The 26,648-nt window shown below is 40.2% G+C and carries 28 protein-coding genes, 1 pseudogene and 2 riboswitches; of the genes and pseudogenes, 10 read left to right on the top strand and 19 right to left on the bottom strand.

Annotated elements, in window-relative coordinates:
• Positions 1 to 39 precede the first annotated feature (39 nt).
• Both MKY17_RS06970 and MKY17_RS06965 read right to left on the bottom strand, forming a co-directional pair.
• Entirely contained in the window at positions 40 to 234 is a 195-nt protein-coding gene (locus tag MKY17_RS06970; RefSeq protein WP_098371223.1) for an aspartyl-phosphate phosphatase Spo0E family protein, read from the bottom strand.
• Positions 235 to 489: 255 nt separating this feature from the next.
• Positions 490 to 678, bottom strand: coding sequence for a Fur-regulated basic protein FbpA (locus MKY17_RS06965; RefSeq protein WP_076366955.1), 189 nt, complete (start codon positions 676 to 678; stop codon positions 490 to 492).
• 176 nt (positions 679 to 854) lie between these two features.
• Positions 855 to 959: riboswitch (SAM riboswitch) on the bottom strand.
• A gap of 158 nt (positions 960 to 1,117) precedes the next feature.
• A riboswitch (TPP riboswitch) is annotated at positions 1,118 to 1,222 on the top strand.
• An 89-nt stretch (positions 1,223 to 1,311) separates the two neighbouring features.
• Between MKY17_RS06965 and tenA the strand changes: the two genes are divergently transcribed.
• Genes tenA through thiE form a run of 5 tightly spaced genes read left to right on the top strand, consistent with a single transcriptional unit; the run spans position 1,312 to position 4,738 of the window.
• On the top strand, positions 1,312 to 2,001 hold the full coding sequence (gene tenA, locus MKY17_RS06960; protein WP_098371224.1) for a thiaminase II: 690 nt from the start codon (positions 1,312 to 1,314) through the stop codon (positions 1,999 to 2,001).
• Between the two features lie 15 nt (positions 2,002 to 2,016).
• Positions 2,017 to 2,538: an energy coupling factor transporter S component ThiW gene (gene thiW / locus MKY17_RS06955; RefSeq protein ID WP_098371396.1), complete on the top strand. Its 522-nt coding sequence runs from the start codon at positions 2,017 to 2,019 to the stop codon at positions 2,536 to 2,538.
• Complete coding sequence (gene thiD, locus MKY17_RS06950; protein ID WP_098371225.1) at positions 2,507 to 3,313, top strand: bifunctional hydroxymethylpyrimidine kinase/phosphomethylpyrimidine kinase; 807 nt, start codon at positions 2,507 to 2,509, stop codon at positions 3,311 to 3,313. The genes thiW and thiD overlap by 32 nt, the downstream gene beginning before the upstream one ends.
• Entirely contained in the window at positions 3,310 to 4,125 is an 816-nt protein-coding gene (gene thiM / locus MKY17_RS06945) for a hydroxyethylthiazole kinase (RefSeq protein WP_098371226.1), read from the top strand. Before thiD ends, thiM begins: the two co-directional genes overlap by 4 nt.
• Positions 4,106 to 4,738 (top strand): thiamine phosphate synthase, encoded by a 633-nt coding sequence (gene thiE, locus MKY17_RS06940; RefSeq protein ID WP_098371227.1) that lies wholly within the window; start codon positions 4,106 to 4,108, stop codon positions 4,736 to 4,738. The genes thiM and thiE overlap by 20 nt, the downstream gene beginning before the upstream one ends.
• Positions 4,739 to 4,776: 38 nt before the next feature.
• Here thiE and MKY17_RS06935 read toward each other — a convergent pair whose 3' ends face one another.
• Entirely contained in the window at positions 4,777 to 5,982 is a 1,206-nt protein-coding gene (locus tag MKY17_RS06935; RefSeq protein WP_098371228.1) for an MFS transporter, read from the bottom strand.
• 273 nt (positions 5,983 to 6,255) lie between these two features.
• Between MKY17_RS06935 and MKY17_RS06930 the strand changes: the two genes are divergently transcribed.
• Both MKY17_RS06930 and MKY17_RS06925 read left to right on the top strand, forming a co-directional pair.
• Positions 6,256 to 7,743, top strand: coding sequence for an aldehyde dehydrogenase family protein (locus MKY17_RS06930; protein ID WP_076366967.1), 1,488 nt, complete (start codon positions 6,256 to 6,258; stop codon positions 7,741 to 7,743).
• A gap of 372 nt (positions 7,744 to 8,115) precedes the next feature.
• Positions 8,116 to 9,348, top strand: coding sequence for an aminopeptidase (locus MKY17_RS06925; RefSeq protein WP_098371229.1), 1,233 nt, complete (start codon positions 8,116 to 8,118; stop codon positions 9,346 to 9,348).
• 490 nt (positions 9,349 to 9,838) lie between these two features.
• Here the strand turns inward: MKY17_RS06925 and MKY17_RS06920 are convergent, their stop codons facing one another.
• Both MKY17_RS06920 and MKY17_RS06915 read right to left on the bottom strand, forming a co-directional pair.
• Positions 9,839 to 10,096, bottom strand: a complete 258-nt coding sequence (locus MKY17_RS06920; protein ID WP_098371230.1) for a hypothetical protein — start codon at positions 10,094 to 10,096, stop codon at positions 9,839 to 9,841.
• 669 nt (positions 10,097 to 10,765) lie between these two features.
• Positions 10,766 to 10,994: pseudogene (locus MKY17_RS06915) on the bottom strand (class I SAM-dependent RNA methyltransferase); the annotation flags it as partial.
• Between the two features lie 595 nt (positions 10,995 to 11,589).
• Here MKY17_RS06915 and MKY17_RS06910 point away from each other — a divergent pair.
• Positions 11,590 to 11,757 carry a hypothetical protein gene (locus MKY17_RS06910; protein ID WP_179086028.1) on the top strand — a complete coding sequence of 56 codons (168 nt, stop codon included), beginning with the start codon at positions 11,590 to 11,592 and terminating at the stop codon, positions 11,755 to 11,757.
• Positions 11,758 to 11,881: 124 nt separating this feature from the next.
• On the opposite strand, the gene cspC is transcribed toward MKY17_RS06910, so the two are convergent.
• Positions 11,882 to 12,082, bottom strand: a complete 201-nt coding sequence (gene cspC / locus MKY17_RS06905; protein ID WP_010331195.1) for a cold shock protein CspC — start codon at positions 12,080 to 12,082, stop codon at positions 11,882 to 11,884.
• Between the two features lie 274 nt (positions 12,083 to 12,356).
• On the opposite strand from cspC, the gene MKY17_RS06900 reads away from it, so the two are divergent.
• On the top strand, positions 12,357 to 12,617 hold the full coding sequence (locus tag MKY17_RS06900; protein WP_098371231.1) for a hypothetical protein: 261 nt from the start codon (positions 12,357 to 12,359) through the stop codon (positions 12,615 to 12,617).
• Positions 12,618 to 12,667: 50 nt separating this feature from the next.
• On the opposite strand, the gene MKY17_RS06895 is transcribed toward MKY17_RS06900, so the two are convergent.
• The 3 genes from MKY17_RS06895 to MKY17_RS06885 all read right to left on the bottom strand — a co-directional run bounded on the left by MKY17_RS06895 (position 12,668) and on the right by MKY17_RS06885 (position 14,498).
• Positions 12,668 to 13,282 carry a YdcF family protein gene (locus tag MKY17_RS06895; protein ID WP_260399646.1) on the bottom strand — a complete coding sequence of 205 codons (615 nt, stop codon included), beginning with the start codon at positions 13,280 to 13,282 and terminating at the stop codon, positions 12,668 to 12,670.
• Positions 13,283 to 13,372: 90 nt separating this feature from the next.
• A complete protein-coding gene (locus tag MKY17_RS06890; protein WP_098371232.1) occupies positions 13,373 to 14,158 on the bottom strand; it encodes a serine hydrolase in 786 nt (261 codons plus the stop codon).
• A gap of 172 nt (positions 14,159 to 14,330) precedes the next feature.
• Positions 14,331 to 14,498, bottom strand: a complete 168-nt coding sequence (locus tag MKY17_RS06885; RefSeq protein WP_098371233.1) for a YezD family protein — start codon at positions 14,496 to 14,498, stop codon at positions 14,331 to 14,333.
• A gap of 516 nt (positions 14,499 to 15,014) precedes the next feature.
• On the opposite strand from MKY17_RS06885, the gene MKY17_RS06880 reads away from it, so the two are divergent.
• On the top strand, positions 15,015 to 16,403 hold the full coding sequence (locus tag MKY17_RS06880; RefSeq protein WP_141992495.1) for an amino acid permease: 1,389 nt from the start codon (positions 15,015 to 15,017) through the stop codon (positions 16,401 to 16,403).
• 40 nt (positions 16,404 to 16,443) lie between these two features.
• Here MKY17_RS06880 and MKY17_RS06875 read toward each other — a convergent pair whose 3' ends face one another.
• The 10 genes from MKY17_RS06875 to kynA form a co-directional block, all read right to left on the bottom strand.
• Complete coding sequence (locus tag MKY17_RS06875; protein ID WP_339201567.1) at positions 16,444 to 17,418, bottom strand: aldose 1-epimerase; 975 nt, start codon at positions 17,416 to 17,418, stop codon at positions 16,444 to 16,446.
• Positions 17,419 to 17,645: 227 nt separating this feature from the next.
• Entirely contained in the window at positions 17,646 to 17,945 is a 300-nt protein-coding gene (locus MKY17_RS06870) for a YxcD family protein (protein ID WP_098371236.1), read from the bottom strand.
• Positions 17,933 to 18,367: a hypothetical protein gene (locus tag MKY17_RS06865; protein ID WP_283902731.1), complete on the bottom strand. Its 435-nt coding sequence runs from the start codon at positions 18,365 to 18,367 to the stop codon at positions 17,933 to 17,935. The genes MKY17_RS06870 and MKY17_RS06865 overlap by 13 nt, the downstream gene beginning before the upstream one ends.
• A gap of 200 nt (positions 18,368 to 18,567) precedes the next feature.
• Positions 18,568 to 19,962: an NlpC/P60 family protein gene (locus MKY17_RS06860; protein ID WP_339201565.1), complete on the bottom strand. Its 1,395-nt coding sequence runs from the start codon at positions 19,960 to 19,962 to the stop codon at positions 18,568 to 18,570.
• A gap of 532 nt (positions 19,963 to 20,494) precedes the next feature.
• Entirely contained in the window at positions 20,495 to 21,559 is a 1,065-nt protein-coding gene (locus MKY17_RS06855) for a sulfate/molybdate ABC transporter ATP-binding protein (protein ID WP_339201564.1), read from the bottom strand.
• 10 nt (positions 21,560 to 21,569) lie between these two features.
• Positions 21,570 to 22,454 (bottom strand): sulfate ABC transporter permease subunit CysW, encoded by an 885-nt coding sequence (cysW, locus tag MKY17_RS06850; RefSeq protein WP_098371238.1) that lies wholly within the window; start codon positions 22,452 to 22,454, stop codon positions 21,570 to 21,572.
• 11 nt (positions 22,455 to 22,465) lie between these two features.
• Entirely contained in the window at positions 22,466 to 23,305 is an 840-nt protein-coding gene (cysT, locus tag MKY17_RS06845) for a sulfate ABC transporter permease subunit CysT (protein WP_098371239.1), read from the bottom strand.
• Between the two features lie 70 nt (positions 23,306 to 23,375).
• On the bottom strand, positions 23,376 to 24,404 hold the full coding sequence (locus MKY17_RS06840; protein ID WP_098371240.1) for a sulfate ABC transporter substrate-binding protein: 1,029 nt from the start codon (positions 24,402 to 24,404) through the stop codon (positions 23,376 to 23,378).
• A gap of 273 nt (positions 24,405 to 24,677) precedes the next feature.
• Complete coding sequence (nadD, locus tag MKY17_RS06835; protein WP_098371241.1) at positions 24,678 to 25,331, bottom strand: nicotinate (nicotinamide) nucleotide adenylyltransferase; 654 nt, start codon at positions 25,329 to 25,331, stop codon at positions 24,678 to 24,680.
• A 463-nt stretch (positions 25,332 to 25,794) separates the two neighbouring features.
• A complete protein-coding gene (gene kynA, locus MKY17_RS06830; RefSeq protein ID WP_339201562.1) occupies positions 25,795 to 26,640 on the bottom strand; it encodes a tryptophan 2,3-dioxygenase in 846 nt (281 codons plus the stop codon).
• Positions 26,641 to 26,648 lie beyond the last annotated feature (8 nt).

Genomic DNA, 26,648 nt, shown 5'->3' with positions numbered 1-26,648 from the left:
AGTAGCTTTTTCATATTAATCGAGGTCGAATTGGCTAATTTAAAAATACCTATATGCTTTCTGGAGGGGAAAATGTTCAGAATCTCTTTTACTTGTTAACGCATTTAATAGCATATCCAATTCTTGACTGGCTTGAACAGTTAGCAGACTTGTTAAGCCGTAAATTGCTGCCAAGTTGATCATTTCTTTTCTCTTCTCTTCTACTTTTTCTATCGTTACCTTACGGCAAGGCATTATATAGCCACCTCCCATTTATTCAATATTTTTACACTTTCATCATAATGAAACTACTAGTAAAAATCAACTATTTTTCAGAAATTAAATGTGTTATTTTAAAGGATAAATGTGACAAAATGACTATTTCATTCTAAAATTATGTATATTTTGTGTCATTTTCTATCAAACGCAAAAAAAGCATCCACTAGTGTAGACTGCGAATGCTTACATCATATCCCTTATCCAAAAACCCAAAATATAGTCCATCGTTTACTATGTCATCCATTCAGAAGGTGACTCAGTATTTGGTCTATTTATAACAATCTTATATTCATCTTCAAGTACTTTTAATGGGGCATCATAAAGGTGCCTTTCATCAGAGGTTTTGTATACTCCATTGGCCAATAACTCTTCAATAAGCTTTGCCTTCCTCTGTTCAATCCTCTTAAATAATTCTGCCATGTAAATGGCTCCTTTCCTAGTCTTCCTAGAGCCTGCTTCTAGTTAGCTAAACTTTATCAACTTGTTTGATTTTCACCAAATTATATATACCTTTTCCATTATGTCACTAAACGTTATTTCCCAAAAATAAAAGCCCCTTCTAATTCAAGAAGAGGCTGACAGTGTCCGTACGGCTCTTCTTATCTTCCAAGCATATGCTTGTTGGATTTAGCACAGTTCCCAAAACGGGTCCGCTGCCGAGGTTTCGTTGGGCCAAGTCCCTCCACCTCTCTGGATAAGAAATCGATATATAAATGATGTAGACATGATTTTATCCTAATAACTATCAAAAGTCAATTACCTGGTTCTCCCTTTTTTCCTGGACATAAAATGGTCCCTCTTTCAAATGCGGGTTGCATTTTCTTGTCTTTCTGATATGATGTCAGTAATTACATACAATTCACACCACTAGGGGAGTCTTTTTTAAGACTGAGATGGAATTAGTTCCGGACCCTTTGAACCTGAACCGGCTCATACCGGCGGAGGGAAGTGGATGATATCGTCCATTTACAGACTATATCCATCTACCCCGTTCCGTATTCAGGAACGGGTTTTTTCATTAACAAGGAGATCCATTCTAAAGGAGGATGAACAATGGAGAATGTTAAATTAGAACCATTCAGTGATAGACTACATGCACGGTCAAAAGAAATTTGGAAAAGGAACCATTCACATCCCTTTGTCCAGGCAATTGGAAATGGTACGCTTCCTGAAAACAAATTTGCCTATTACCTGAAGCAGGACTATATCTATCTTATGGATTATTCCAAGCTCTTTGCTTTAGGTGTCATCAAAGCTCATAACATCGAAACCATGGCAAAGTTTGCGAGTATTTTAAATGAAACCCTTCAAGTGGAAATGGATATTCATCGGCATTATGCTTCCGAATTCGGGATCAGTTCCAAGGAATTGGAAGATACAGAGCCTACTCCAACCACTCTAGCCTATACAGGATACATGCTAAATGCAGCTCAGCATGGGACTTTGGCAGACTTGATCGCCTGTCTCCTGCCCTGCGCTTGGGATTATTATGAAATCGGTTTGCTATTAAAAGAACAAAATGGAGCAGCATTGGAAAACAATCGCTACGCAGATTGGATAAGGTCCTATTCATCTCCTGAATTCGGTGAAGCACACAAATGGCTGATCGCTTTGTTGGAAGAATTGACGGAAGGCATGCCAGAAACGGAACTTCTTAGATTAGAAAAGCACTTTTTGGTTACTTCCCGATATGAATATTTATTCTGGGATATGGTTCAAAATGAGCAGGATTGGCCGCTGTAGGTCGTTGACATGATGATGAATCCTATCAAGAAACTGACGTTGACTGCCATGATCACGGCTATAACGACGCTGACCAGTTCATTTATTTTCATACCTGCAGGATTTGCAAAGGTCTTTCCTATTCAGCATCTGGCAAATGTCATGACTGCCGTTCTATTGGGGCCAGCTTATGCTGTGACACAAGCTTTTTTAGTTTCCATCATTAGAAACATGTCTGGTACCGGTTCAATTTTTGCCTTTCCCGGGAGCATGATCGGTGCACTTTTGGCTGCCATCCTTTATCGAAAAACACAAAGCTTAAAATTCGCCTGTTTAGGGGAAGTGATCGGGACCGGTATTCTCGGTTCCCTAGCCTGTTATCCACTTGCCCTCCTCCTATTGGGAGAAAAAGCTGCTCTTTTTGGTTTTTTACCGGCTTTTATGCTCAGTTCATTCGCTGGTGCGATTTTAGCTTTCATATTACTTAAAATACTTCTAAAAAATAATTATATGAAGGGGTTTTTTTATGAAAACAGCATTAACCATCGCAGGCTCTGATTCAGGGGGCGGCGCTGGAATACAAGCGGATTTAAAAACATTTTCTGCACATGGTGTCTTTGGAATGTCTGCCATCACAGCCGTAACCGCACAAAATACAATGGAAGTCCGTTCAGTACAGCCAATTGAAACAGCAATCATATCAGATCAAATTGCAGCTATCTTTGAAGATATTCATGTCGATGCAGTAAAAATAGGCATGCTTGGATCAAAAGAAATCGTGGAAACTGTCGCTGCGTCCCTTAAAACCTTCTTGCCTGCCATCGTTATCCTTGACCCTGTCATGATTTCCAAAAGCGGCCATCATTTGCTCGGCGAAAAGGCTGTCTCTGCCTTAAAAATGGATTTGCTTCCGCTTGCAACACTTGTAACCCCAAATGTACCGGAAGCGGAAGTACTTACTGGCTTGTCGATTCGAACGGAACAAGATTTCTACAAGGCATGCATTTCAATACAAGAAATGGGTCCCAAAGCCGTTTTACTTAAAGGAGGCCATGCAGCAGGAAATCCAAATGACCTTTTTTATGATGGGACTGACTTCCAATGGATCAAGGGAGAGCGCATTCATACGAAAAACACTCATGGCACGGGCTGTACTCTATCATCTGCCATTACATCAAACCTGGCAAATGGGCTGCCATTGCAACAGTCGATCGAACAGGCCAAGACCTATATTTCTGAAGCGATACGCAATAGCTTTTCAATCGGCAAAGGTCATGGACCTGTCCACCATTTTCATTCATTTTCAAAAAAAGAACGGAGTGAATTAATATGAAGGTTTCTGCAGCCGATTTATTCGTGAAGGTAAAAGAAAGAAAACCACTCATTCACCAAATCACCAACTTTGTTACGGTCAACGACTGTGCAAATGCCACCCTTGCCATCGGTGGTTCACCAGTAATGACTTCGAGCCCAAGAGAAGTGGCGGATATGGTCAAATTAGCAGATGCATTGGTCTTGAATTTCGGTACGATCGATGATAAAGCCTTTGAAGCAATGGTGATTGCCGGTAAGACGGCAAATGCCCTGGATATCCCGGTCATTTTGGACCCGGTGGGAGTTGGTGCCACCCCCTATCGTACAGAGCAGGTCAAAGAGCTCCTTAGTAAGGTTACTTTCCAAATCATTCGCGGGAATGCGAGTGAGATTCTTTCATTGATGGGTGGGGATAACGTTACACGCGGGGTGGATTCGGGGGAACTAGCGATTAGCAATGCAGAGCTGGCTGCACAAGCAGCAAATAAATTGAACAGTATCGTCGTGGTCAGCGGAGCTAAGGATGCGGTCAGCGACGGAAAACATACGTCCATCATCGACAATGGGAACCTCCTTTTAACTAATGTTACAGGTACCGGCTGCATGTCCACCGCACTTATCGGCACTTTTTCCGGAGTCACCGACGATTTCTATTCTGCGGCAATTGCCGGTATCTCTACCATGAGCATTTCAGGGGAACTAGCTGCTGCAAACCTTCAAAAAGATGAAGGAACAGGAACGTTTCGCGTGCGATTAATCGATGCAATATCAAGAATGGATAAGGAAATCTGGATGCATGAGGTGAAAATAAATGAAGAAGTCCCAAATTGATTTAAGCCTGTATTTAGTTACGGAAGAATCCCTAGCATTAGAAGAATTGGCCAGAATCATTGCAGAATCGGTTTCAGGAGGAGTCTCGATCGTACAACTTAGAGAGAAAAACAATTCCTCCCTTTCCTTTTATAAAAAAGCTTCTGCATTAAAACAGTTATTGAACGAGCTGTCCATTCCCCTTATCATCAACGACCGGGTGGATATAGCCCTTGCGGTTGCAGCGGACGGAATTCATATTGGGCAAGATGACCTTCCACTGCCTGTCGTCAAACAAATGGTTCCTGAAGATATGATTGTAGGTGTATCTGTCTCCACTCTTGAAGAAGCTCTCGAAGCCGAACGAAATGGAGCAGACTATATCGGAGTCGGTTCAGTTTTCCCTACAAAGACCAAACAAGATGCAACCCTAATGGCCATTGGGGATCTGGAGGAAATTTGCCGCAGCGTATCCATTCCCGCCGTAGCCATCGGGGGTATCACTGCAGATAACATTTCCACTCTTTCTGATAGCGGGCTATCCGGTACCGCAGTCGTATCGGCCATCATGAATGCAGATAGTCCGAAGAGAGCCTCCGAATCCCTTTTAAAAATCATAAAAGACTTTAATTAATGAAAAGAGGGGACTGATTACAGTCCCCTTCCTTTTGTTTATGTCAAAACGGTATTCTTTGTTTCCTTCCCAAAAGCTACGGCAATGGCACCCACTAGAATAGCGATTGTAAAAATGGTGAAAATCGATGAAATCGGTGTGTCTGCGGCAACTAAATACCCTACAAGCAACGGTCCAAGGACACCGCCAATCCTTCCGATCCCTGCAGCTAACCCAGCACCTGTACCACGAACTGCTGTTGGATACTGCTCAGGTGTATATGCATAAAGTGCACCCCATGCCCCCAGGTTGAAGAAAGATAGGAACATCCCGGAAACTATCAGCAGTGCCAGCCCCTCTGACGATCCAAAGAAAAAGGCACTAACGGCGGTTCCAATTAAGTATGTGATCAAAACGAATTTACGTCCCAGCTTCTCTATCAGCCATGCAGCTGAAAAATAGCCCGGAAGCTGTGCAAGCGTCATGATCAAAACATATTCAAAACTTTGAATCATGCTGAAGCCTTTTAAGACCATCACACTTGGCAGCCATAAAAACATCCCATAATAAGAAAAGACCACGCAAAACCATAGAATCCATAATACAAGGGTCTGACGGGAGTATTCCTTTTTCCAGACACTTTTCATATTGCTTAATATAGACGGTCTCTGCTTTTTTTCTAGTTCCGTATACTTCGGTGAATCCGGCAGTTTCAAGCGCAGATACAGCGCATATAAAGCTGGAACTGCGCTCAATAACAATGCAACACGCCAACCATAAGCCGGAATGATGAAGTAGGATATGAGTGCTGCCAAAATCCAGCCAACCGCCCAAAAACTTTCAAGAAGGACGACAACCCTTCCCCTTTTACTTGCTTCAACACTTTCAGAGACCAATGTCGAGGCAACCGGAAGTTCTCCTCCAAGTCCCATTCCAATCAAAAATCGCAATATCAAGAACAAGCTGAGTGTACTGACTGCTGCAGACAGGCCACTTGCGATTGAAAACAATAATAATGTAATGATAAAGACATTCTTCCGTCCGACCCTGTCGGCCATCGCACCAAAGAATACGGCTCCAACAGCCATTCCGATAGAATTTATGCTCCCAATCCAGCCAACCTGCTCACTGGTTAAGTTCCATTCCTGTTTCAAAGCAACAATAATGAAAGAAAGCATACCGACATCAAGTGCATCGAACATCCATCCAAGACCCGCAACACCTAGTAACTTACGTTGCGATATCATTTTCGCATCATTTCCCATATATTCCTCCTGAAGAACTTTAGACCTTCTTGTTATTTTATCCTTATTCATTTTAACTATTAACTTTCATTTTTGCTATAGTATTTACACATGTCATGACAAAATAATACTTCTTTACTTAATTATGATGATGAAATCTTGAATATTCTGTCGAATGATATAGATTGAATATTCCCTTTTTTTCATTTATCATAAAAATTGGCATAAATCATAGCGTTAACAATAAGTCATCATGTTCTGCCCAAGATAATCATTTTATTCAGGAGGGTAATTATGACAAATCTAACGTTAGAAGTAAGTGGAAAGCTGCAAAAATTTTTAACAGGACCAAAAAAGCTCTATATTAATGGTCAGTTTGTAGAAAGTGCTTCAAAAAAAACCTTCTCCACACCTAATCCTGCTACAGGACAAAAACTTGCAGATGTTTATGAAGCTGATAAAGAGGATATCGACTTAGCCGTCAAAGCTGCACGCAAAGCATTCGATGAGGGGCCTTGGTCAAGAATGAGCGCAGCTTCACGCAGTAGGCTAATGTATAAACTTGCTGATTTAATGGAAGAAAATAAAACTGAACTTGCTCAATTGGAAACGTTGGATAATGGTAAACCAATCAGTGAAACTACCAATGCCGACATTCCTTTAGCTATAGAACATATGAGATACTTTGCTGGCTGGTCCACCAAGATTGTTGGACAGACCATTCCAGTAAGCGGAAATTATTTTAACTATACAAAACACGAGGCTGTTGGTGTTGTCGGCCAAATCATCCCATGGAACTTTCCGCTTCTTATGGCGATGTGGAAACTGGGAGCGGCACTTGCTACAGGTTGTACGGTTGTATTAAAGCCTGCTGAACAAACTCCGCTTTCCGCGCTTTACCTGGCTGAATTATTGGCTGAAGCCGGTTTCCCTGATGGGGTCGTCAATATCGTTCCCGGTTTTGGTGAAACCGCTGGACAAGCACTTGTCGACCATCCGCAGGTAAATAAAATTGCATTTACCGGTTCGACCGAAGTTGGAAAATTGATCATGCGCTCCGCTTCATATTCATTGAAACGGGTCACATTGGAACTTGGAGGGAAATCGCCAAACATCATCCTGCCTGATGCGGATTTCTCAAAAGCCATCCCTGGAGCTTTGAATGGGGTCATGTTTAACCAAGGGCAGGTATGCTGTGCCGGTTCCAGGGTTTATATCCAAAAGAAACATTATGATAATGTAGTTGCCGATATGGCAAGCCATGCAAAAAACATAAAACAAGGGGTAGGTTTAGATCCAAGTACACAAATTGGACCGCTTGTTTCCGAGGAGCAGCAAAATCGGGTAATGGGCTATATTGAAAAAGGGAAAAACGAGGGTGCGGAAGTTCTTGTCGGCGGAAATAAACCGGGTGAACAAGGCTACTTTGTTTCTCCTACTATATTTGCTGGTGTCGAAGAGGATATGACGATAGCCAAAGAAGAGATTTTCGGGCCGGTCATAGCGGCAATGCCATTCGAGGATTTAGATGATGTCATTAACCGTGCAAATGCCAGTGAATATGGATTGGCTGCCGGCTTATGGACTAGCGATATAGCCAATGCCCATTATGTTGCAGGAAAACTCCGTGCCGGTACTGTATGGGTGAACTGTTATAACGCGTTCGACGCAGCTTCCCCGTTCGGCGGTTACAAACAATCCGGAATCGGACGTGAAATGGGATCTTATGCACTGGACAACTATTCTGAAGTGAAAAGTGTCTGGATTAATTTGGGTAAATGATTTTTTGACTATTAAGAAAGAGGGTCTCAAAGAGGCCCTCTTTCTTTCAGTCCATTGTTCACTGTCCCAAATAATTAAATTATTCAACTATTCAAACCTTTTCAATAGTCTTTCCTTCTATAATTTTGGTAGAATGCAAGATAGACAAACCGGCTGTGCTTGAGCTGGCTCGGGAGGTTACGTGTTCATACGGTAATGATGCCGGGGTTTGTGTTAAGGTGAATGAACCTTAACTGATTCATCTCCTTGCCGGTTATGACGAAATCCTGTCTAATAACTATAAGTTTTCACAAACGATGTAAAAAATTTCTTTTTTATATGACAATTAAGTACAATTATAAATGTAGAAAATGGAAAAGGAGTTTTGAAATGATGAGTGATTTTCAAACGAATTTAGAAAAATATGCAGAACTTGCCGTAAAAGTCGGCGTAAACATCCAACAAGATCAAACCCTGGTCGTAAACACAACATTAGAGGGTGCTGACCTAGTGCGTCTCATTGTAAAAAAGGCTTATGAGAACGGTGCGCGTAATGTCATCGTTAATTGGAATGACGATATCGTGTCACGTACTAAATATGAACTGGCACCGGATGAGGTGTTCCACGAGTATCCAAAGTGGCGAGCGGAAGAAACGATTGAACTTGCAGAAAACGGAGCTGCCTATCTATCCGTAATCTCCTCCAGCCCTGACTTATTAAAAGGTGTAAAGCCAGAAAGGATTGCCAACTTCCAAAAAGCATCCGGGACTGCACTGAAGAAGTGGCGTCAGTATATGCAATCCGATAAAGTAAGCTGGTCCATCGTTGCCGTCCCTTCAATAGCTTGGGCTGATAAAGTATTCCCTGAAGAGGCAGAAGGAAAACGAGTTGATCTGCTATGGGAAGCCATTTTCAAAGCAGTTCGTGTTGATGTGAAGGATCCTGTGGAGGCCTGGAAAAAACACGATGATACCCTGCATGAAAAGGTTGATTATTTAAATGACAAGCATTACCAAAAATTGCATTACACGGCTCCTGGAACCGACCTGACAATCGAGTTACCCGACAAACACCTTTGGGTCGGAGCAGGAAGCGTCAACGTACAGGGTCATGAATTCATGGCTAACATGCCTACCGAAGAAGTGTTTACGGTTCCATTGAAAACAGGTGTTAACGGTACGGTTTCCAGTACGAAACCCCTTAGTTACGGCGGCAATATCATTAATAATTTTTCCGTGACCTTTAAGGAAGGACGGATCATAGAAGTAAAAGCGGAAGAAGGGGAAGAAATCCTAAAACAATTGGTTGAAACGGATGAGGGTTCACACTATCTTGGCGAAGTGGCACTTGTTCCATTCAACTCACCGATTTCCCAATCGAATGTTTTATTCTTCAACACACTTTTCGATGAAAATGCATCAAACCATCTTGCTATCGGCAGCTCTTATGCTTTCTGTATTGAAGGCGGAAAAAACATGAGTCCAGAAGAGCTTGCAGAAAATGGACTGAATGAAAGCCTTACACATGTCGATTTCATGATTGGATCTGAGAAAATGAACATCGAAGGCATCAAACAGGACGGCACTTCGGAACCTGTCTTCCGTAATGGGGATTGGGCGTTTTAATTAAAGCGTTGATATAGAGGCGTTTCTAAGGTCTAAAACCTTGAGTAGTCACAGAATTGGTCACATTTCTTTAACTTTAAACAAATTATCAAGTTCATTAGCCACGTGTTTCTGCATACTAGGAAGCACGTGGCTATTTATATAACGTAATTTTGAATAGTTGTATAACCAACCCGCTTTGAAAATATTCTATACTACCAAGTCTAGGGTTAATACAACATTTATTAAAGCTACTATAAGTTTTGATATGTACTACCGCTACATTCAATTTCATTTGAATCGACAAGTCTTGAATAAATTGATCAAAAGGTAATTTAATCGGATCAACACCAGCTAGAAATTCACTAAGATAATGTTCCGCTTCCTACTTAACATTCCTGTATTAGTAAAATTGATAAAACCACCAATCTTAATGACTGGTGGTTTTTGTGTATTTATAAAAAAGACAAAGTATTTTAAATCAAAAATACTTTGTCCACTAATTAATATACTAGCGCAAACGGATGAACACGGCAACTCCGGTTAGACCAGAGTCAAGGTTCAATACTTGTACAAATCTATTTCCAAGTAAACAAAGTACAGCATCTCTGTATAAATCACCGCGATCTAAAGTGTTAGCGCAAGGAGCAGCGCTTCCAATCACTGTAGCTTGTACAATTCTACGCTGAGCTAAAGGTATTAACGAAGCTCTTTCCCAAAGAATCGTAACTACATCCACAGAAATAGAACCAGAACCAGAACCAGACATATAATTCACCTCTTTTCGTTGTTAATATATTTAATGCAATTTCAGACAGCTTGGTTCATTCTTTTGTCATGCTATACAAAAAAGAGGCAGATATATTATCTAATTATTCAAGAAAAATTCTAGCCACTTATTCAAAAGGAAACGAGCGCCAAAAGGGAAATCCAGGAACACTTTGAAATCCACCAAGTCGTCGAAGCCACTGCCCAGATTGTCGAGCAATACATCTGAAGCCGAGCTACGAATGAAACTTGGTAGTACATCTGTCAAAGGACTCTTAGTCGATTTCGGCGATAGATTCCATTTGAGGAAATTAACAGGAAGTATACAATTCATTTCGATAAAGGTTTTCTCCGATTGAATTTCATAGCCCTGATGATTTAATGGAGATTGTGGAGCGGATTAGTAAGAAGGTTTAGGTAATTTGGGGTTGTGAATGAGAATGTGACGTTATCAAGACGTTTTTGACTAACTTAGTGACCGCTTTTGAAACCCAAAAACATGCGTTATTAAAGGAGTTGTGACCAGTTTAGTGACCAAAAATGTGACCGCTCATGTAACGAAATAAATAATACTAAAAAATCGGTCTGAAAGTTCGTGATTTAGGGTTTCCATTCTTTTAATACAAAAAGAAGTTCCAAAAATAAATGGAACTTCTTTTTTATATGAATTTTAAGGTAGTTTGAATAAGCCATTATATTGATAATAATCAGTTCGTATAAACCTATTAAATAGCTTCCGTTTTTTCGTAGCCAATTTGCCATATAATCTTTCAAAATCTGGATGGGACGTAATCATATAAACGGTCCAATTATCAAGCTTAGTGAAAGCTTGACCCATTTCTTTATACATTTGCTCTACCGCCTTTCTGCTCCCCAATCCGCTCACCATATGGAGGATTCTCACCAGATTATTTCTTTTCCAATTGCTTCTTATTATAATATGGCTTTGGATAAACAAAAAGGAATACAAATAAACCTCTCTCTAAGTTTGGGAGAGGTTTATTGTAAGGGAACAATATTTACTGTTTAGGCTGATTATAACTGGACTTTTTCTGGTCACGCAGTGGTCACAAAAATGGTCACATGTGGTCACAAAAAATCGTTTTTTCTAGTTGTTATTTATTTTTATCATTTTATTCAAAAATCACAAAACCCTTATATATCAACGTTTTCAGCCCACATCGATGGCATCAAACAGGACGGCACTTCGGAACCTGTCTTCCGTAATGGGGATTGGGCGTTTTAATTAACTGACATTCTTGAAAACCTTCTAATTCATAGCCACGTGATTCCTGTATTACTTAGGAACATGTGGCTGTTTTTTTTGCATCGTTAATCAATCACCATCAGACTTTTAGCTTTTGTCCAGCCAAAATAATTGGGCTAGTTCCGTATACATAGCCTGATTTTTTTAACCTAATATATCATTGGAATATCTTGAACACTTCTTTCATTCGCAAATATGTTATACTATTAGTAAAGAGGGTGGCTAAATTGAGAAGCAATAAGTATAATACTGGTGAAACAGTAACTATTCAGGATACTAATGAATCAGTAACCATTAATAAATGGGCATATGTAAAAAATATGAAGAGATATTCTTATACTGTTAAAGAACATCCAACTACTTTTTTCTTTGAAGAAGAATTAAAAAAAGCTTGATGACAAGTCACTAAAACCCTACTCATTTCAGAGTGGGATTTTTTTCGCTTTCATTTTTAGTACAATAAAAAACAGACTCCCATCGAGGAAGTCTGTTCATATCGGTTACGATTTAATTTAAAAATTAAGCTTTTTGAACGTTAGCAGCTTGAGCTCCACGAGCACCTTGCTCAACGTCGAAAGTTACTTTTTGACCTTCGTCTAAAGATTTGAAGCCTTCGCTTTGGATAGCTGAGAAATGTACGAATACGTCGTCTCCGTTTTCACGTTCGATAAATCCAAAACCTTTTTCTGCATTAAACCATTTAACTGTACCTTGTTCCATTGTTGTTGCCTCCTAGTGCATAACACACATTGTATTACTATTTTTAATCATTTGGAAAATAATCAATATCCTCTTCCACAATCAAAAACAATTCTTTATTAGATTAACATGAATTGCTGAAGATAGCAAATTATCCAGTGATATTTAAGGTTTCACAATCTTTTCTCCTGCCTATTTTCTTTATTTATCCAATTTAATGATTCAGATATTAATTAATGGGTATATCAGAGTAATAAGAAACATTACCAAGAATGATCAACAAGGAGGTCAATCAATGAAATATTACAAAGTATCCAATAGCGGTTTTGACAGTAAGGTTATTGTAGCCTATAGCGGGTATGAGGCACTCGGATATTATTTAATGGAAATCGATGATCAACTTGGTTTTGTTGATGATATAGATGTGGAAGAAGTGGATGCGGATGAACAAGTCGAGATTTCCTATACGGGTTTCCCCGTTTATAAGACACTTAAGGATCTATATCAAGAGAAAGATTTTTGGGAAGTTCCTAATGTTGTCGTGGAAGTTGAATAAAGAAAGCACCATCCCCATCTTTAGGAGAAATCAATATAAGCCACTGGATGTTACTTCCCAATCCACTCTGTCAAATAGTATTTAGTAATTGCAAGATATTCACGGGTATATGATTTCAACAGTGACACTTTTGGTGTTTTTGCCGGCATTCCCTTCATGTTCAAGCCTTCTTTTCTTGCTATTTCAACTGCCCGGTAGATATGAAAGTCATTGCTTACGATTAATCCTGAAGCTGCTGTATCAGGAATGAGTTCTTTTGAGAAAACAATATTTTCGTGTGTTGTTGTAGATTTGTCTTCCATCATGATGCGCGCTTCTTCAATTCCCTGGGCGATTAGCCCCTGTTGCATTGCTTTCGCTTCCGAAATATCTTCCCCCGGTCCTTTGCCGCCAGATACAATGGCCAATGTATGTTTATTGGCCGTTAAATATTCTGCAGCTTTATCAATCCGGTATTGTAAGGATAATGATGGAATCGAACCTTTGACCCTTGCTCCAAGAATAATGAGGTAATCGGCATTTTCCGGAATTTGCTGGTGAATGCTTTCTTGAATTTTCATGTGTAAAAAACCAAAATACCCCAGTAATATAACAGCACTCATTAAACCTAATTTCATCGCGCTTTTCAAGGTTTTTCCCCGCTTCATTTTCCTTTCATTTAACATTCTTTCCCACTGACCCCTCTATAGCCAAGATCGAAGAGCGTGAAATCATGAAAGATCTCCCGCTCTTCCAAAAATATTCAAACTGACAGTTTATTCTGCGACCATATCATCATATATCAATTTTCCAATTTTACTGATTACTTGACGGCTTTCTTCCTCTGATTTCATATCTTCAGTAAGAACTGCAGCATAAACAGTTTGTGTTTCTGAACGAATGATTGCACAATCATGGGAAACTCCACGAATTCCGCCCGTTTTGCTTGCGACCTTGACCCCTTTGCCCATTAGTGATGGAAGTTTATCCCTTAATTGCTGATTGTCAAATACACGCAATATTCTTTCCTGGCTTTCTTTCGTTAAAAAGTTTCCTGTATGTATCGCTTTCAAGCAGGTAATCGTATCTTCCGCCGATATGGTATTGTCGCGCCCTTCTTTTAATGCCTTAAAATCCTGCATTTTTCGTTCAAGGACAGTATTTTCCAAACCAAGTTCCTTGATGCATTGATTAATTTCCTCAAATCCCAGCAGGTTCATCATCATGTTCGTGGATGTATTGTCAGAAACAGTTATCATCAATGTCAATAAATCCTCTACAGTTAAAAATACCTTATTCGATAAGACATGCAGGACTCCAGATCCCCCTGTCACTTCATTAGGAGGGATGGTCACTGGTTGATTCAAATAGATTTTCTTTTGTTCACTTTGACGATAACCTTCGATGATCATCGGTATTTTGATAAGACTCGCTGATTGAAAGGATTCATTCTCGTGATATCCAATCGTATCCCCAAGACCATTTTCAATTTTATATGCGATTTTCCCATTAAATGTTTCAATTAATGCCAAGATATCATGTTCTATAGTATGTAAGGTCATCTATTCCCTGTTCCTCCCTTAGATATCATTTAAACCCCTATAAAAAACTCCCTTATCCCCTAACTTATTCTACCATGTTAAAAGCAGTACAATCTTCTTCTAAATTCCAATTGAATAATTTTTTGCATAAAAAAAGAGCCTTCATATCGAAAGCCCCGTTAATAACTATTATTCATCTAGATTTAACTGCCCTGCCCTTCACTAATGGGAATCGTTTCTTCTCAGTTGTATCCACCTGTGTGATTTCACCATCATGTATGGTTATTATCACGGATCCATATTGCAGATCTTCCAAGCTTGAAATGATATGCCTGATTTTCAATTCTTCTTTCTTTTCCATAATATCTCCCCTTCACTACTGGTAATAAAGCTTCGTTTCATGCCCAATGTTTAAAGCGTTCGCACGAAAAGCACACGTCCGCTTCCCGCTTTCCATGTTTCTTGAGGAACTTGGTTTACCTATCATATCCTCACATTACTTTCCGTATAAGAATAACCAGTTAATAGGAACTCCACATTCCCCTCCCCTCACTATAAAAATAAAAGGCACCCGTCATCTAACAGAAGTAGATGTAAGGGTGCCTTTAGTTGACTAATCGGCAATATTCGGGAGTTGCATATGTTATAGAAAAAACGATTCAAAGCAAAAATCGCATTATTCTTACCAATTAACTTGGTATTTACTAATATAATCCAATTCCCTCGTTTTGTCAATATGAATTAGAATTTTCTGATTAGTCTGCGTTTTACATTTTACTTATTTACCACTTTACCAAACTAAACTATTTGAGATATACTATTTTAGTATAAGTTGTCGGAATAAACACACACTGTATTTAAGAAAGGTTCGATATAAATGGTAAATAAAAAATGGGGTTTATTGATTTTGACCACATTCGTTATTGGGAATATGGTCGGCGGCGGAATTTTCATGCTCCCTGCTCAATTAGCACAGGTATCCAGTCCATTAGGGGCCACATTGGCATGGATCGTTACTGGACTGGGAGTCTTTCTAATAGCTTTGGTGTTTGGTAATCTGGCAATCCGGAAACCGGATTTGAAAGCTGGACCGCAAAGTTATGCTCAATCATTATTTAAATCCCCTGCTAAAGGAAGGGTTTCAGGATATAGCATGGCTTGGGGCTATTGGGCTGCGAATTGGGCTGCGACAGCTTCTGTCATCATTTCATTTGCTGGTTACCTATCAACGTTTTTCCCGGTGATGCATAGTGCGAAAGTGATTTATACAGTCGGTTCGTTTCACCTTGAACTAGGTAAAGCATTAACGTTTGCGGTATGTTCCATTGCCCTTTGGGGGATTCAGGCAATCTTGGTGAGAAGTTTTAACAGTGCTGGGAAAATGAATCTTTTTGCTACGGTTACCAAAGTGCTTGGATTCTTATTTTTCATCATTATCACGATATTCATCTTCGATACTTCCAATCTAGGGAACGGAGCTGAATTTTATGATAAGGCGGGATCTGCAATCTCTTTAGGTGATCAAGTGAATGCTGCTGCAATTTCAACATTATGGGCCTTCATCGGTATTGAAGCTGCCGTCATGCTTTCAAACCGAGCCAAGTCACAAAATGATGTAAAGAAAGCGACGATTCTTGGTTTGCTTATCGCTGTTGCCATTTATATCGCCATTACTTTATTGACGATGGGTGCCATATCACAAGACGATTTGAAAATATCACAAAAACCGCTTGTTGACGCCCTGCAAGCTGTAGTTGGTTCAAGCGGTACGTATTTAATGGCTGCTCTTGCCGTCATTTCCTTATTGGGATCTACAATCGGATGGATTGTCGTTGCATCAGAGGTTCCTTACCAGGCCGCGAAATCGGACCTGTTTCCGGCCTATTTTGCGAAAGCGAACAAAAATGGCACACCCGTCCGTTCTATGACAATAACAAATATCATGACACAGATATTCTTATTCTCCACTATTTCGGGTACGGTTTTGGAAGCTTATAAATTCTCGATGATCGTCGCTACACTCGCTTACTTGATCCCGTATCTTGCTTCGGTTCTGTATCAATTGAAACTAGTCATGACTGGGGAAACCTATGACATCATGAAAGGCTCAAGAGTACGTGATGGCATCATCACCATCCTGGCGTTAATTTACTCGATCTGGGTCATCAAGACGGGTACAGCTGATATGAATACATTCATACTTGGCATAGCCTTATATGTATTCGGAATCGTCCTATACCCACTATGGATGAGAAAAAAAGCATAACCTTAAACACCTTGGCATCCATAAGTGCCAAGGTGTTTTTTTATATATCTCTCATAATCAATCTAGTTTTCAGCTGAACCGTTTCCCCTGAGCATAACTCCCTCAATCCAGTCATTTTTGCAGACAAATCCAAATTAGGAGCATTCGTTACCCATGTATATGGTTCAGGACAGACGAACCCCTCCTGGTTGAACAATACCCAAAACTTAAAATGCTGATCGCCATGATAGATGACCTGTATGCCAGCCTCTTGGTCAGTGAGTATGCACTCGTTTTCCAGTGCTCTTTCCTCATCATAGCCAAATAGGTCATCAAATAGCCGGCCGTCCAAGCTAATACCGTTTTGGATTTCCAATGTATTGGCCGTTTCATGAATTGCACCAGTGGGCAATGACCTTTCATTCAATTCCCAATGTTTATTGACGGGAAGAGATATACTGCAATCCTCCAATTTACTCCTTGGTCCAAATGGAAAATTGAATACAGTATGATAACCTGCTCCCCACGGAAAGGGTTCAATGCCCTTGTTGGTGATTTCCAATTGTATTTCCAATGTTTCTGCCCTTAAAGAAAAAGACATATTCACAGTGATATCTAGTGGAAAGCTACCTTTTAGATCAAAATCGCTGCTTGAAAATTCAGTATTAATGACGATTGCTTTCCCGTTCACTTCCTTTTTGCAGACTTGCCACGGCTTGTCATGCAAAAAACCATGAATATGATTGGATTTTTTCATTTCATTGATTGGAAACTTATACACAGTCCCCTTATATGTAAATTGACCATCTTCAATTCGATTAGGAGGAAACAGGATTGGCATTCCGTATAAAATGGGAGCTTTTTTATACTCTTCCACACTATCCGGAGTGCGCAGCAACTCAATATCCTTATGCTTGTACCTTAACGAAAGCAGATTGCTTCCTAAAGATGGCGCAAGTATCGCTTCCACTTTTTCATTGCCGAACTTTATGGCCTTTTCATTTAAAAAAGTGATATCTTCAATGTAACCTTTCACTTTTTCTCCTCCTTTGACTTGAACATATATCCATCCTACTTCCACGGCCTATTTTTTGCAACAAATGGAAAATATATATTTCTGAGTTTAAAATAAGTGTTGGTAATCTAGGATTTTGCTTAGCTCGCTTTACTATTTTTCTATCTCTTTTATCCTTTTCCTCCGCACAGATCGACTTGTGCCTTATTAAATAAAAAAAGGATGCCGTTTACGGCATCCTTTTTTACTTATCTATTACTTTCACTTACTAAAGCCACTATGCCTTCTTCATCATCCAATACAAGTTCAATACCCGAGTATGGATCTTTATTCATATATTCATCCAGCCATAAGCGAAGCGCTTCTATCAAGTTGATGGTAATTAACACTTGTTTCCGGCCATCGACGAACGCTTCCGCCGAAAAGCCATAATCATCATCAAACATTAACTCCACTTCTACCTCATTGGGTTGTACCTGCTTTTTACGGGCAATGTAAACACAAACCGCATTGATGATATCCTGTTCGGAAATCTTTAGCCTCTCCATGGGTTTGTATCCTCTTTCTTCTTCTTATCCTTGAAATATGTGAATATTTTACGGATAACAACGATTAATACAACGACCGCTAACACGTTGATTAATAGACCAAGTATAGAACCAAGAGCTCCCATATTGGCGAATAGGCTACCAAAAAGTAAACCTGCCAGTCCACCTAGCATAATTCCTTTCATTAAGCCGCCTTTTGAAAATGTATTTCCACTCTTGGCTTTATTAGCAGTAGTAGCATCTGACTTCTTCGTTTCTTTATTTTGGAAATTCGAATTATTATTATTGTTGCTGTTAAAGCTTCTTTTTCCGGACTTGTAACCCCTTGCATCGACTGACTCCGAATGATCTTGGAATACATAAGTGCCGACTGGCGAGAATGCTAGTGTAATTGTAAGTAATGCAGCCATAAATTTTTTCATCATGTTTTTTTTGCCTCCGTTTAATAGTATGGAATGTTGTTTCATTATATCTTTACCCAGATTACTGAAAGTCCACATCACCTATCCTTGTTTTATCTTATAGTATTTACGTTGAATTTCAAAATAAGTTTCATTTTTTTTCGATTTTTTTCAAAAAAAATAAGCAGGGGCATTTTCTCCCCTACTTACTTAAAGAACGATTAGTTTACACGAACGACACGGCCGTTGAATACATCTGCCCAATATCCGCTTTCCATATTGGCGATCGCAACACCTGTTGAACTTTGGGAACCGATAAATTTGCCGCCGCCGACATAAATACCGACATGCCCATCAGTTTTATAGGTATTGAAGAACACTAAATCTCCAGGTTGTTTTTGACTACTAGATACTTGACGTCCTGCACTTTTCAATGCATCCGTACTTGCTGGAAGGTTCACACCAGCTTGTTTATAAGCCCATGCAACGAATCCTGAACAATCGAAAAGACCGTTAGCGATATCGGATGCCGTTCTTCCGCCACCAAATTTATATGTGGAGTTACCGATATATTTATAACCTGCTGTAATTGCAGAGCCTGTATTTGCACTGCTAGGCTTGCTTGATGTTTCAGTTTTACTGGCTGCAGGCTTACTAGCTGCTGCAGGTTTATCAGCAGAACTGTTTTTAGATGAATTAGATGATGATTCACCTTTAGACGAACCAGATGCTGACGATTCAGCTTTAGAAGCACTTGATGATTCTTTACTAGATGAACTTGATGTTCCTTCACTAGAAGATTTAGAAGAATTCACTTCTTCAGCAGCACGGTCAAGATCTGCTTTTTCTGCTGCTTTACGTTCTTCCTCTTTTTTGATATTTTCACGAATGGACGCAATTTGTGCTTCTAAACCTGCATCCTTATTCTCTAAAGATTGTTTTAGGGCCGCTGTTTCCGACTCTTTCACTTCAATCTTAGCCTTCATATTGACAGTTTCAGCTTTTTGATCTTTAATTTGAGATTGCATGCCTTTAAGCTCTACTTCCATATCCTTTAGGCTTTGCAATTTTTTCTCAACAGTCGCTTGTTTTTTTTCTAAGTCAGCTTTATCCGCTTCCTGTTCTTTAAGAATCTGTTGGTCAGCTTCCACGATAGTGGCTACCGCTCCAACACGATTAACGAATTCACCAAAGCTTTTAGAACCTAAAACAACTTCTAGGTACTCAACGTCCCCGCCGCTCTCTTGGAATGAAACCGCGCGCTCTTTCAAGACTTCCTCGCGTTTTGCGATTCTCTCTTCCAGCGCTTTAATTTCTTTCTTTAAAGAATCTATGTCTTTTTCGGTGTCTTTAATTTCTTGTTTAGTATCTTTGATTTTTTGGTCATTTTCTTTCATTGCCGATTCTATCTGGGCAATTTGGGCATTCATCTTCGTTTGTTCTTTTTTCAATTCCTGAATAACTTGTTCTGCCTCTGAAATATCTGATTGTATTCCTGTGCGTTGTGATTGAATATCCGAGATAGATTCAGCCTTTACAGACGGTATGGCAAAAGCGCTTCCTAATCCAAGCATAATTGTCGTGTTCAATACGATAAGTTTTTTCTTCAAACTCATTTCCCCTGCTTTCCTCCCCTTGCATTTCCATCGACCCACTTCTTTTTCTCTATGAAAAATGATTAGTCAAAATAAATTGCTGGGAACTCTTCTCTATTTTTTTTACTCTTTATGTAATCTTCAAGGTTGTGATTATATTAAATACATTTCTTAAACTCTACTATGTTTTCATCTAATTCGTAGTATATCATCAGATTTTGTCAAATGCGTAATAACAATATTACAATTATATTTCAATTTTAACATTAACCATAAAAATTCGACTTTTTCCCGTGATAAAACATCCAATATCTTACATAACACTCTTCTTATTTTGATGCAAGACTTTTTATCTAGTGTTTAGCACAATGTGACCATAGACTATTGACGGGTAAAAACTCACCATTTCCGAATGCAAGGAAGCCCTTTTGCAACAGATTGCAGTTTATTTACCTTTCGTACAGGAAGGTCCTGCTGTCAGCATCATTAAAAAAATTAAAAAAACTAAAAAAAACCGCTCTTAGCGGTTTTTCCGTCAATATTCGACTCATTCTTAAATCCCAGCCATAAAGTCGACAAAAACTCTCAATTCTTTTGGGCGGACATATACCCTTTCCCCTTTGCTTATTCCCAGATTCAAATATTGTTCTTTCGTCAGTTCGATTTCCAGCGGTTCGTTTGTATCCTGACGAATGACTTCTATCCGGACGATGGGGCCAATTGTATGGATATGGTCAATGATGGATGCAATCGAGTCCTTTTCCGATGGTTCTCTTTCTATGATAAAGTTATGATTCCTTACATAACCAGTGCCCATTCCATCTTCAATGTCCGGGGCATTCATTTCCACATTCCCAGTTACCAATTTCCCTTTATGGACGTTGCCCTTAAATAGATTGACACTGCCGAGAAAATCATAAACAAAGGGATTTTCAGGATGATCATATACTTCTTCCGGGGTTCCAATCTGTTCAATTTTCCCTTCATTCATGATTATGACCCGATCAGCAACATCCATCGCCTCTTCTTGATCATGCGTCACGAACACACTCGTAACATTGAATTCATCGTGAAGCCTTCTTAGCCAACGCCTAAGTTCCTTGCGAACCTTGGCATCCAATGCCCCGAATGGTTCATCAAGCAAAAGGATATTCGGTTCAACCGCAAGGGCCCTTGCCAATGCGACACGCTGCCGCTGGCCGCCTGATAATTGGGATGGATAACGATCTTTATATCCTTCCAACTTGACAAGCTGAAGCAATTCGGTAACTTTTTGTTCAATAACTTTTTTACTGGGCCTTATTTTTCTAGGGCGGACCTTTAATCCGTAGGCGATGTTATCAAAAATCGTCATATTTCGAAAAAGGGCGTAATGCTGAAAGACGAAACCCACATTTCGATCTTTTACATGTTTATGCGTATAATTCTCTTCATTGAAGAGAATCTTTCCGTTCTCTGCCTGTTCAAGACCGGCGATGATACGCAGTAATGACGTTTTTCCCGATCCGGAAGGGCCAAGGAGGGCTACGAGTTCACCGCTCTTTATTTCCAAATTGATGTTTTGGAGTGCTTGATAGGACCCGTAATATTTTGTAACATTTTCAATGATGATACTCATTTCATTCCTCCTAACTCGCTTTGGTTGATTTAAAGTCCGTTTTCCATTCTATGAAACTTTTAATGATCAAGGTCATGATTGCAAAGATGGACATCAGGGATGCAACGGCAAAAGCAGCCGAAAATTGATATTCATTGTATAAGATTTCAATATGAAGCGGCATCGTATTGGTCATGCCCCTTATATGGCCCGATACGACCGATACAGCCCCAAACTCACCGATTGTCCTTGCATTACAAAGGATGACTCCATATAGAAGTCCCCACTTTATATTTGGAAGCGTCACATACCAAAATGTCTTGAACCCTCCAGCACCCAGCGTGAGTGAAGCCTCTTCTTCAGACGTCCCCTGACTTTGCATGAGCGGGATCAATTCGCGTGCAATGAATGGGAAGGTGATGAAAATGGAGGCGATGACAATCCCAGGTATTGAAAAAATCACTTTAATGTCAAAGGATTGCAGCAGTGGACCGAATGTTCCATGTAAGCCAAACAGTAGGACAAAAATCAACCCAGCAATGACAGGTGAAACAGAAAAAGGCAAATCTATCAGTGTTATTAAGAAGTTTTTTCCCTTGAATTCATATTTTGTTATGGTCCACGCAGCCACAACACCGAATATGGCATTAAGTGGCAAGGTGATGAGGACGACGATCAATGTTAACTTAATCGCAGCCAAGGAATCAGGATGGACAATGGCGGCAAAATAAGCTTCTGCACCTTTTTCAAAAGCCTTTACAAAGATCGCGATTAATGGGACAACTAAAAACAAAGTCAAAAATAGCAAAACAATGGAGATAAGGACCCATTGTATGGATTTAGGCTCTTTTGTTGCGTTTCTCGTAATACTGACTGGGTGCTTCGTTTTAGCAACCACTGAATTACCATGTTCCATCATATCCCCTCCTACTTCCCTGAATATCTTTTGCCGGTCCACCATTGCAAGATATTGATGGTGAACAAAATTATAAATGTAATAATGAGCATGACGGCCGCAACAGCTGTTGCCCCTTCATAATCATATTGTTCAAGCTTTGTCATGATGATCAGCGGGGAAATCTCCGTTTTAAACGGCATATTTCCGGCAATGAAGACAACGGACCCATACTCTCCAAGTGCCCTCGCAAACGAAAGTGCAAAACCCGTCAATATCGCTGGAATCAATTCCGGGAAGATAATTTTAATGAATGTCTGCATTCGATTCGCCCCTAAAGAAGCAGACGCTTCTTCCATCCCTTTTTCAATATTTTCAAGCACCGGTTGAACCATCCGCACCACGAATGGGAGACCGATAAATATTAGGGCGATGATGATCCCGGCAGGAGTGAAAGCGATTTTAAAGCCGAAAAATTGTCCGATCCATCCGTTCGGTGAGTATAAGGTGGTCAAAGTAATTCCTGCCACGGCAGTCGGGAGGGCAAAAGGCAAATCCACCAGTCCATCGATGATCCGTTTGCCGGGAAACTCATAACGAGTAAGCACCCAGGCAATTAACACGCCAAAAACTGCGTTCACAAAGGCCGCAGTTAACGCTGTCATGAAACTCAATTTATACGAAGCAACAACCCTTGGCTCAGTTATGGTCGCCCAAAAGTCCTGAAGACCCATTGAAAATGTGTTTAGAAAAACCATGGATAACGGGATCAAAACAATGATGGAGAGATACAGCAATGTAAAACCCATCGTCAATCCAAAACCGGGTATGGTCCTCTTTTTCGTCTGTTTACCTTCTGTCACTATATTCATAGCTTCGCCTCAGCTCTTTTTCCGATTTATGAAGGAGAAGGTGATAAAGCCATCTTCTCCTTCATGCTTATTACTGTTGATAAATCTCGTCAAATGTACCGCCATCATTAAAATGTGTTTCCTGGGCCTTTTTCCAACCGCCAAACGTATCTTCAACAGTCACCATATCGATTTTTGCAAATTGGTCTTCGTATTCAGCGAGAACCTTCTCATCCCTTGGACGATAGAAGTTTTTCGCGGCAATTTCCTGACCGACATCCGTATATAGGTATTCCAGGTAAGCTTCAGCCACTTCCTTTGTTCCTTTTTTCTCGACCACTTCATCGACAACAGCTACCGGTGGCTCTGCTAATATACTGATGGAAGGATTGACGATTTCATATTTGTCATCACCGAATTCTTCCAGTGTTAAATAGGCTTCATTCTCCCAAGCGATAAGTACGTCACCAATTCCCCTTTCTACAAAAGTGGTGGTTGCACCGCGGGCCCCTGAATCCAGGACTTCAACATTCTGATAAAGTTTTTTCATGAAATCCTTCACTTTTGTTTCGTCATTATCGAAATTCTTCTCCGCATAAGCCCAGGCAGCCAGGTAATTCCACCTTGCCCCTCCGCTTGTCTTCGGATTTGGTGTTATGACGGATACATCCTTTTTAATAAGATCATCCCAATCTTTAATGCCTTTAGGGTTATCTTTTTTCACCAAAAACACAATCGTTGATGTGTATGGTGTCGAGTTTTCCGGTAAACGTTTTTGCCAATCCTTCGCTAATAGGTTACTAGCTTCATAAATGGCATCAATATCATAAGCCAATGCCAATGTAACGACATCCGCCTCCAATCCATCAATAACGGCCCTGCCCTGTTTACCAGATCCGCCATGTGATTGTTGAATCGTTACATCCTGACCGGATTCTTCTTTCCAGTGCTTAACGAACGCTTCATTGAATTCCTGGTACAATTCCCGTGTCGGATCATATGACACATTCAAAAGCTCGACTGACTTTGATGTCCCTTCCCCTTCCGTTTTTTCCGAGTTGCATCCTGCAAGTACACCGAAGGCTAAAATCAAACTTGTCAATACCATCAATTTTTTCATGGAATCCCCCCTGTTTTTTGCTACAAAAAAAGCACACTACCTCCCTTTCTATTTTTATTCAAGGAGATAGTATGCCTTCAGTTCTCTGATCAGCAAATATTCTGAATTTATTTATCATTAACATAAAGCAAAGTATACCAAGTTGTCAACTGTGTTTTATAAATAAACATGTCCTTTTATTTAAATAATTGCGTGTAGAAAGTTAAAGTATTTCCCAAACGAAAAGGGCTCGATCCAACGGGGAGATCGAGCCCTTTAATACCTGGCCAACTCTCATGAATTTGATGCTTTTTGATACAGCTTATTGTCCACGATATACTTATAACACTGATCAGGCAGTAAATATCTTGGTTCCCCGCCCATCGCGAATTCATCCCTTATATATGTAGAACTGATTTCCATGGAGAGGCCTTTATCTATAAGGTGAAATGTATTGCCGTCATCATAATTCCTTAGCAATGGACTTTTGGATATGATTTTCAGCATATCTATCCCATCCCGCGCCATGACGATGAATTTATGATTGGCAATCAATTTTTCCCTGAATTTCCATCGTAAGTGTAACGGTAACTCCTGATTATCAATATCTTCAAGTAAATCTGCACCCATTATGAAAAAAACTTCGTCCTTTGGAAATCGTGATTTAAAATGTTCCATCGTATACCAAGTATATTGTTTACTCGTTCCGGCGCGTTCATTAATTTCATAATCACTAACTTCGAATAGCGGGTTGCCCCCTATTGCGAGCTTGAGCATTTCCCAACGGTGTTCATTGCTCGTTTTCATCTGTTTATCGATACGGCCATTTGCGCAAGGTAAAAAAATCACCTTGTCTAGCTTTGCACGATGCGCAATGGTCGATGCTGTCCATAAATGCACATTCGTGACCGGATCGAAGGAAGATCCATAAACTCCAATTTTGCCCATCCTTATCTCCCCCATCTGCTTTTCTTTTTCCAAGCGGCCCTGACCGGACTCCCTTCCCCGGCTTCTTATGCAACCGGCAATGCAGCCAAATCGTACAGTCCAGGCTTCAGTACATCAATGACCAGCCCTTCCATTGACCTGTTGCCAGCAACAACCGCCGGCCCCCTGTATGCCTTCAGAATCTTTATTGCCATGCTTTCAGCTGCATCCACCTTTACTACAGTAGCAGTGCCAATATATAAATATGATTTCTTTCCATTTCCATCAAAATGAAAGGGGTCATCAATTTGAGTTCCTAATGTGTACTCATCCGGATTTCCCCTACATTGACAGCTGACCCTTCAGCCATTGGTGAATTCAGCCGATATGAATATTGCGTATCTCCTGGCCTATGCCGTATTTTCATTCAGGCTCTGAAAATATCTAACCACGGATCCATGTATATCTCCCGCCCATTCCAAGCTTAAAGTTTGGTCCTTAAAGTCCAAAGCTCAGGAAAAAATGGCTGTTCGACCACTTTCTTCAGATAACTTACACCGGACGATCCGCCAGTTCCCTTTTTATTACCGATGATCCGTTCGACGGTGCTCATATGATTGAATCTCCAGAATTGTTGTTGACTTCCAATATCAACGAGCTTTTCGGCCAACTCATACAAATCCCAGTATTTATGCACATCACGGTAAACTGACAGCCACGCGTTTTCAACACTTGCATTTTCCTGATAAATTACAGACCAATCCCTGTTACGGACCGATTGATCAATGGGAAGCCCTCTTGCAGCCAAAGCCCCTATAGCCGCATCATAAATACTAGGTTTATTCAAGGCTGCCATCATCGACTCATAAAGCTCGGGCTTGTGACGGAAAACGGCCAATATATGCGAATTCTTTTGACCCATTGCAAATTCTATCAACCTGTTCTGAAATGATTGAAACCCTGAAGAGTTTCCTAGTTTCTCCCGGAATTCCATATAATCGGATGGCGTCAAAGTCGAAAGCACATTCCAGGATTGAACAAGTTGCTGCTGGATCCTGGCCACTCTGGATAGCATCTTAAAGGAATGCTCCAATCGTCCTGCCTCAATAAGGGCTGTTGCTGCAGTCAATTCATGGAGGATCAATTTCATCCATAATTCACTTGTTTGGTGAATGATGATGAACAACATTTCATCGTGATGACCGGAAAACCGATGCTGACTTGATAATATTTGATTTAAATGCAGGTAGTCCTCATAGGACATATCTTTTTCAAAATCAGTTACCATACTTTCTTCCAAACGATGTTCATCTCTTGGACCCTTATCCATACTATCCC

Source organism: Peribacillus sp. FSL P2-0133, assembly GCF_037975445.1.
GTDB lineage: Bacteria > Bacillota > Bacilli > Bacillales > DSM-1321 > Peribacillus > Peribacillus simplex_E.
The sequence above is the reverse complement of the archived record's forward strand: the minus strand, read 5'-3'. Positions and strand labels throughout refer to the sequence as shown.

What these genes read in the sequence shown, in the direction of transcription:
- MKY17_RS06970 (WP_098371223.1), bottom strand. Translation starts at nt 234, where the DNA reads ATGCCTTGCCGTAAGGTAACGATAGAAAAAGTAGAAGAGAAGAGAAAA.
- MKY17_RS06965 (WP_076366955.1), bottom strand. Translation starts at nt 678, where the DNA reads ATGGCAGAATTATTTAAGAGGATTGAACAGAGGAAGGCAAAGCTTATT.
- tenA (WP_098371224.1), top strand. Translation starts at nt 1,312, where the DNA reads ATGGAGAATGTTAAATTAGAACCATTCAGTGATAGACTACATGCACGG.
- thiW (WP_098371396.1), top strand. Translation starts at nt 2,017, where the DNA reads ATGAATCCTATCAAGAAACTGACGTTGACTGCCATGATCACGGCTATA.
- thiD (WP_098371225.1), top strand. Translation starts at nt 2,507, where the DNA reads ATGAAAACAGCATTAACCATCGCAGGCTCTGATTCAGGGGGCGGCGCT.
- thiM (WP_098371226.1), top strand. Translation starts at nt 3,310, where the DNA reads ATGAAGGTTTCTGCAGCCGATTTATTCGTGAAGGTAAAAGAAAGAAAA.
- thiE (WP_098371227.1), top strand. Translation starts at nt 4,106, where the DNA reads ATGAAGAAGTCCCAAATTGATTTAAGCCTGTATTTAGTTACGGAAGAA.
- MKY17_RS06935 (WP_098371228.1), bottom strand. Translation starts at nt 5,982, where the DNA reads ATGGGAAATGATGCGAAAATGATATCGCAACGTAAGTTACTAGGTGTT.
- MKY17_RS06930 (WP_076366967.1), top strand. Translation starts at nt 6,256, where the DNA reads ATGACAAATCTAACGTTAGAAGTAAGTGGAAAGCTGCAAAAATTTTTA.
- MKY17_RS06925 (WP_098371229.1), top strand. Translation starts at nt 8,116, where the DNA reads ATGAGTGATTTTCAAACGAATTTAGAAAAATATGCAGAACTTGCCGTA.
- MKY17_RS06920 (WP_098371230.1), bottom strand. Translation starts at nt 10,096, where the DNA reads ATGTCTGGTTCTGGTTCTGGTTCTATTTCTGTGGATGTAGTTACGATT.
- cspC (WP_010331195.1), bottom strand. Translation starts at nt 12,082, where the DNA reads ATGGAACAAGGTACAGTTAAATGGTTTAATGCAGAAAAAGGTTTTGGA.
- MKY17_RS06900 (WP_098371231.1), top strand. Translation starts at nt 12,357, where the DNA reads ATGAAATATTACAAAGTATCCAATAGCGGTTTTGACAGTAAGGTTATT.
- MKY17_RS06895 (WP_260399646.1), bottom strand. Translation starts at nt 13,282, where the DNA reads ATGTTAAATGAAAGGAAAATGAAGCGGGGAAAAACCTTGAAAAGCGCG.
- MKY17_RS06890 (WP_098371232.1), bottom strand. Translation starts at nt 14,158, where the DNA reads ATGACCTTACATACTATAGAACATGATATCTTGGCATTAATTGAAACA.
- MKY17_RS06885 (WP_098371233.1), bottom strand. Translation starts at nt 14,498, where the DNA reads ATGGAAAAGAAAGAAGAATTGAAAATCAGGCATATCATTTCAAGCTTG.
- MKY17_RS06880 (WP_141992495.1), top strand. Translation starts at nt 15,015, where the DNA reads ATGGTAAATAAAAAATGGGGTTTATTGATTTTGACCACATTCGTTATT.
- MKY17_RS06870 (WP_098371236.1), bottom strand. Translation starts at nt 17,945, where the DNA reads ATGGAGAGGCTAAAGATTTCCGAACAGGATATCATCAATGCGGTTTGT.
- MKY17_RS06865 (WP_283902731.1), bottom strand. Translation starts at nt 18,367, where the DNA reads ATGAAAAAATTTATGGCTGCATTACTTACAATTACACTAGCATTCTCG.
- MKY17_RS06860 (WP_339201565.1), bottom strand. Translation starts at nt 19,962, where the DNA reads ATGAGTTTGAAGAAAAAACTTATCGTATTGAACACGACAATTATGCTT.
- MKY17_RS06855 (WP_339201564.1), bottom strand. Translation starts at nt 21,559, where the DNA reads ATGAGTATCATCATTGAAAATGTTACAAAATATTACGGGTCCTATCAA.
- cysW (WP_098371238.1), bottom strand. Translation starts at nt 22,454, where the DNA reads ATGGAACATGGTAATTCAGTGGTTGCTAAAACGAAGCACCCAGTCAGT.
- cysT (WP_098371239.1), bottom strand. Translation starts at nt 23,305, where the DNA reads ATGAATATAGTGACAGAAGGTAAACAGACGAAAAAGAGGACCATACCC.
- MKY17_RS06840 (WP_098371240.1), bottom strand. Translation starts at nt 24,404, where the DNA reads ATGAAAAAATTGATGGTATTGACAAGTTTGATTTTAGCCTTCGGTGTA.
- nadD (WP_098371241.1), bottom strand. Translation starts at nt 25,331, where the DNA reads ATGGGCAAAATTGGAGTTTATGGATCTTCCTTCGATCCGGTCACGAAT.
- kynA (WP_339201562.1), bottom strand. Translation starts at nt 26,640, where the DNA reads ATGGATAAGGGTCCAAGAGATGAACATCGTTTGGAAGAAAGTATGGTA.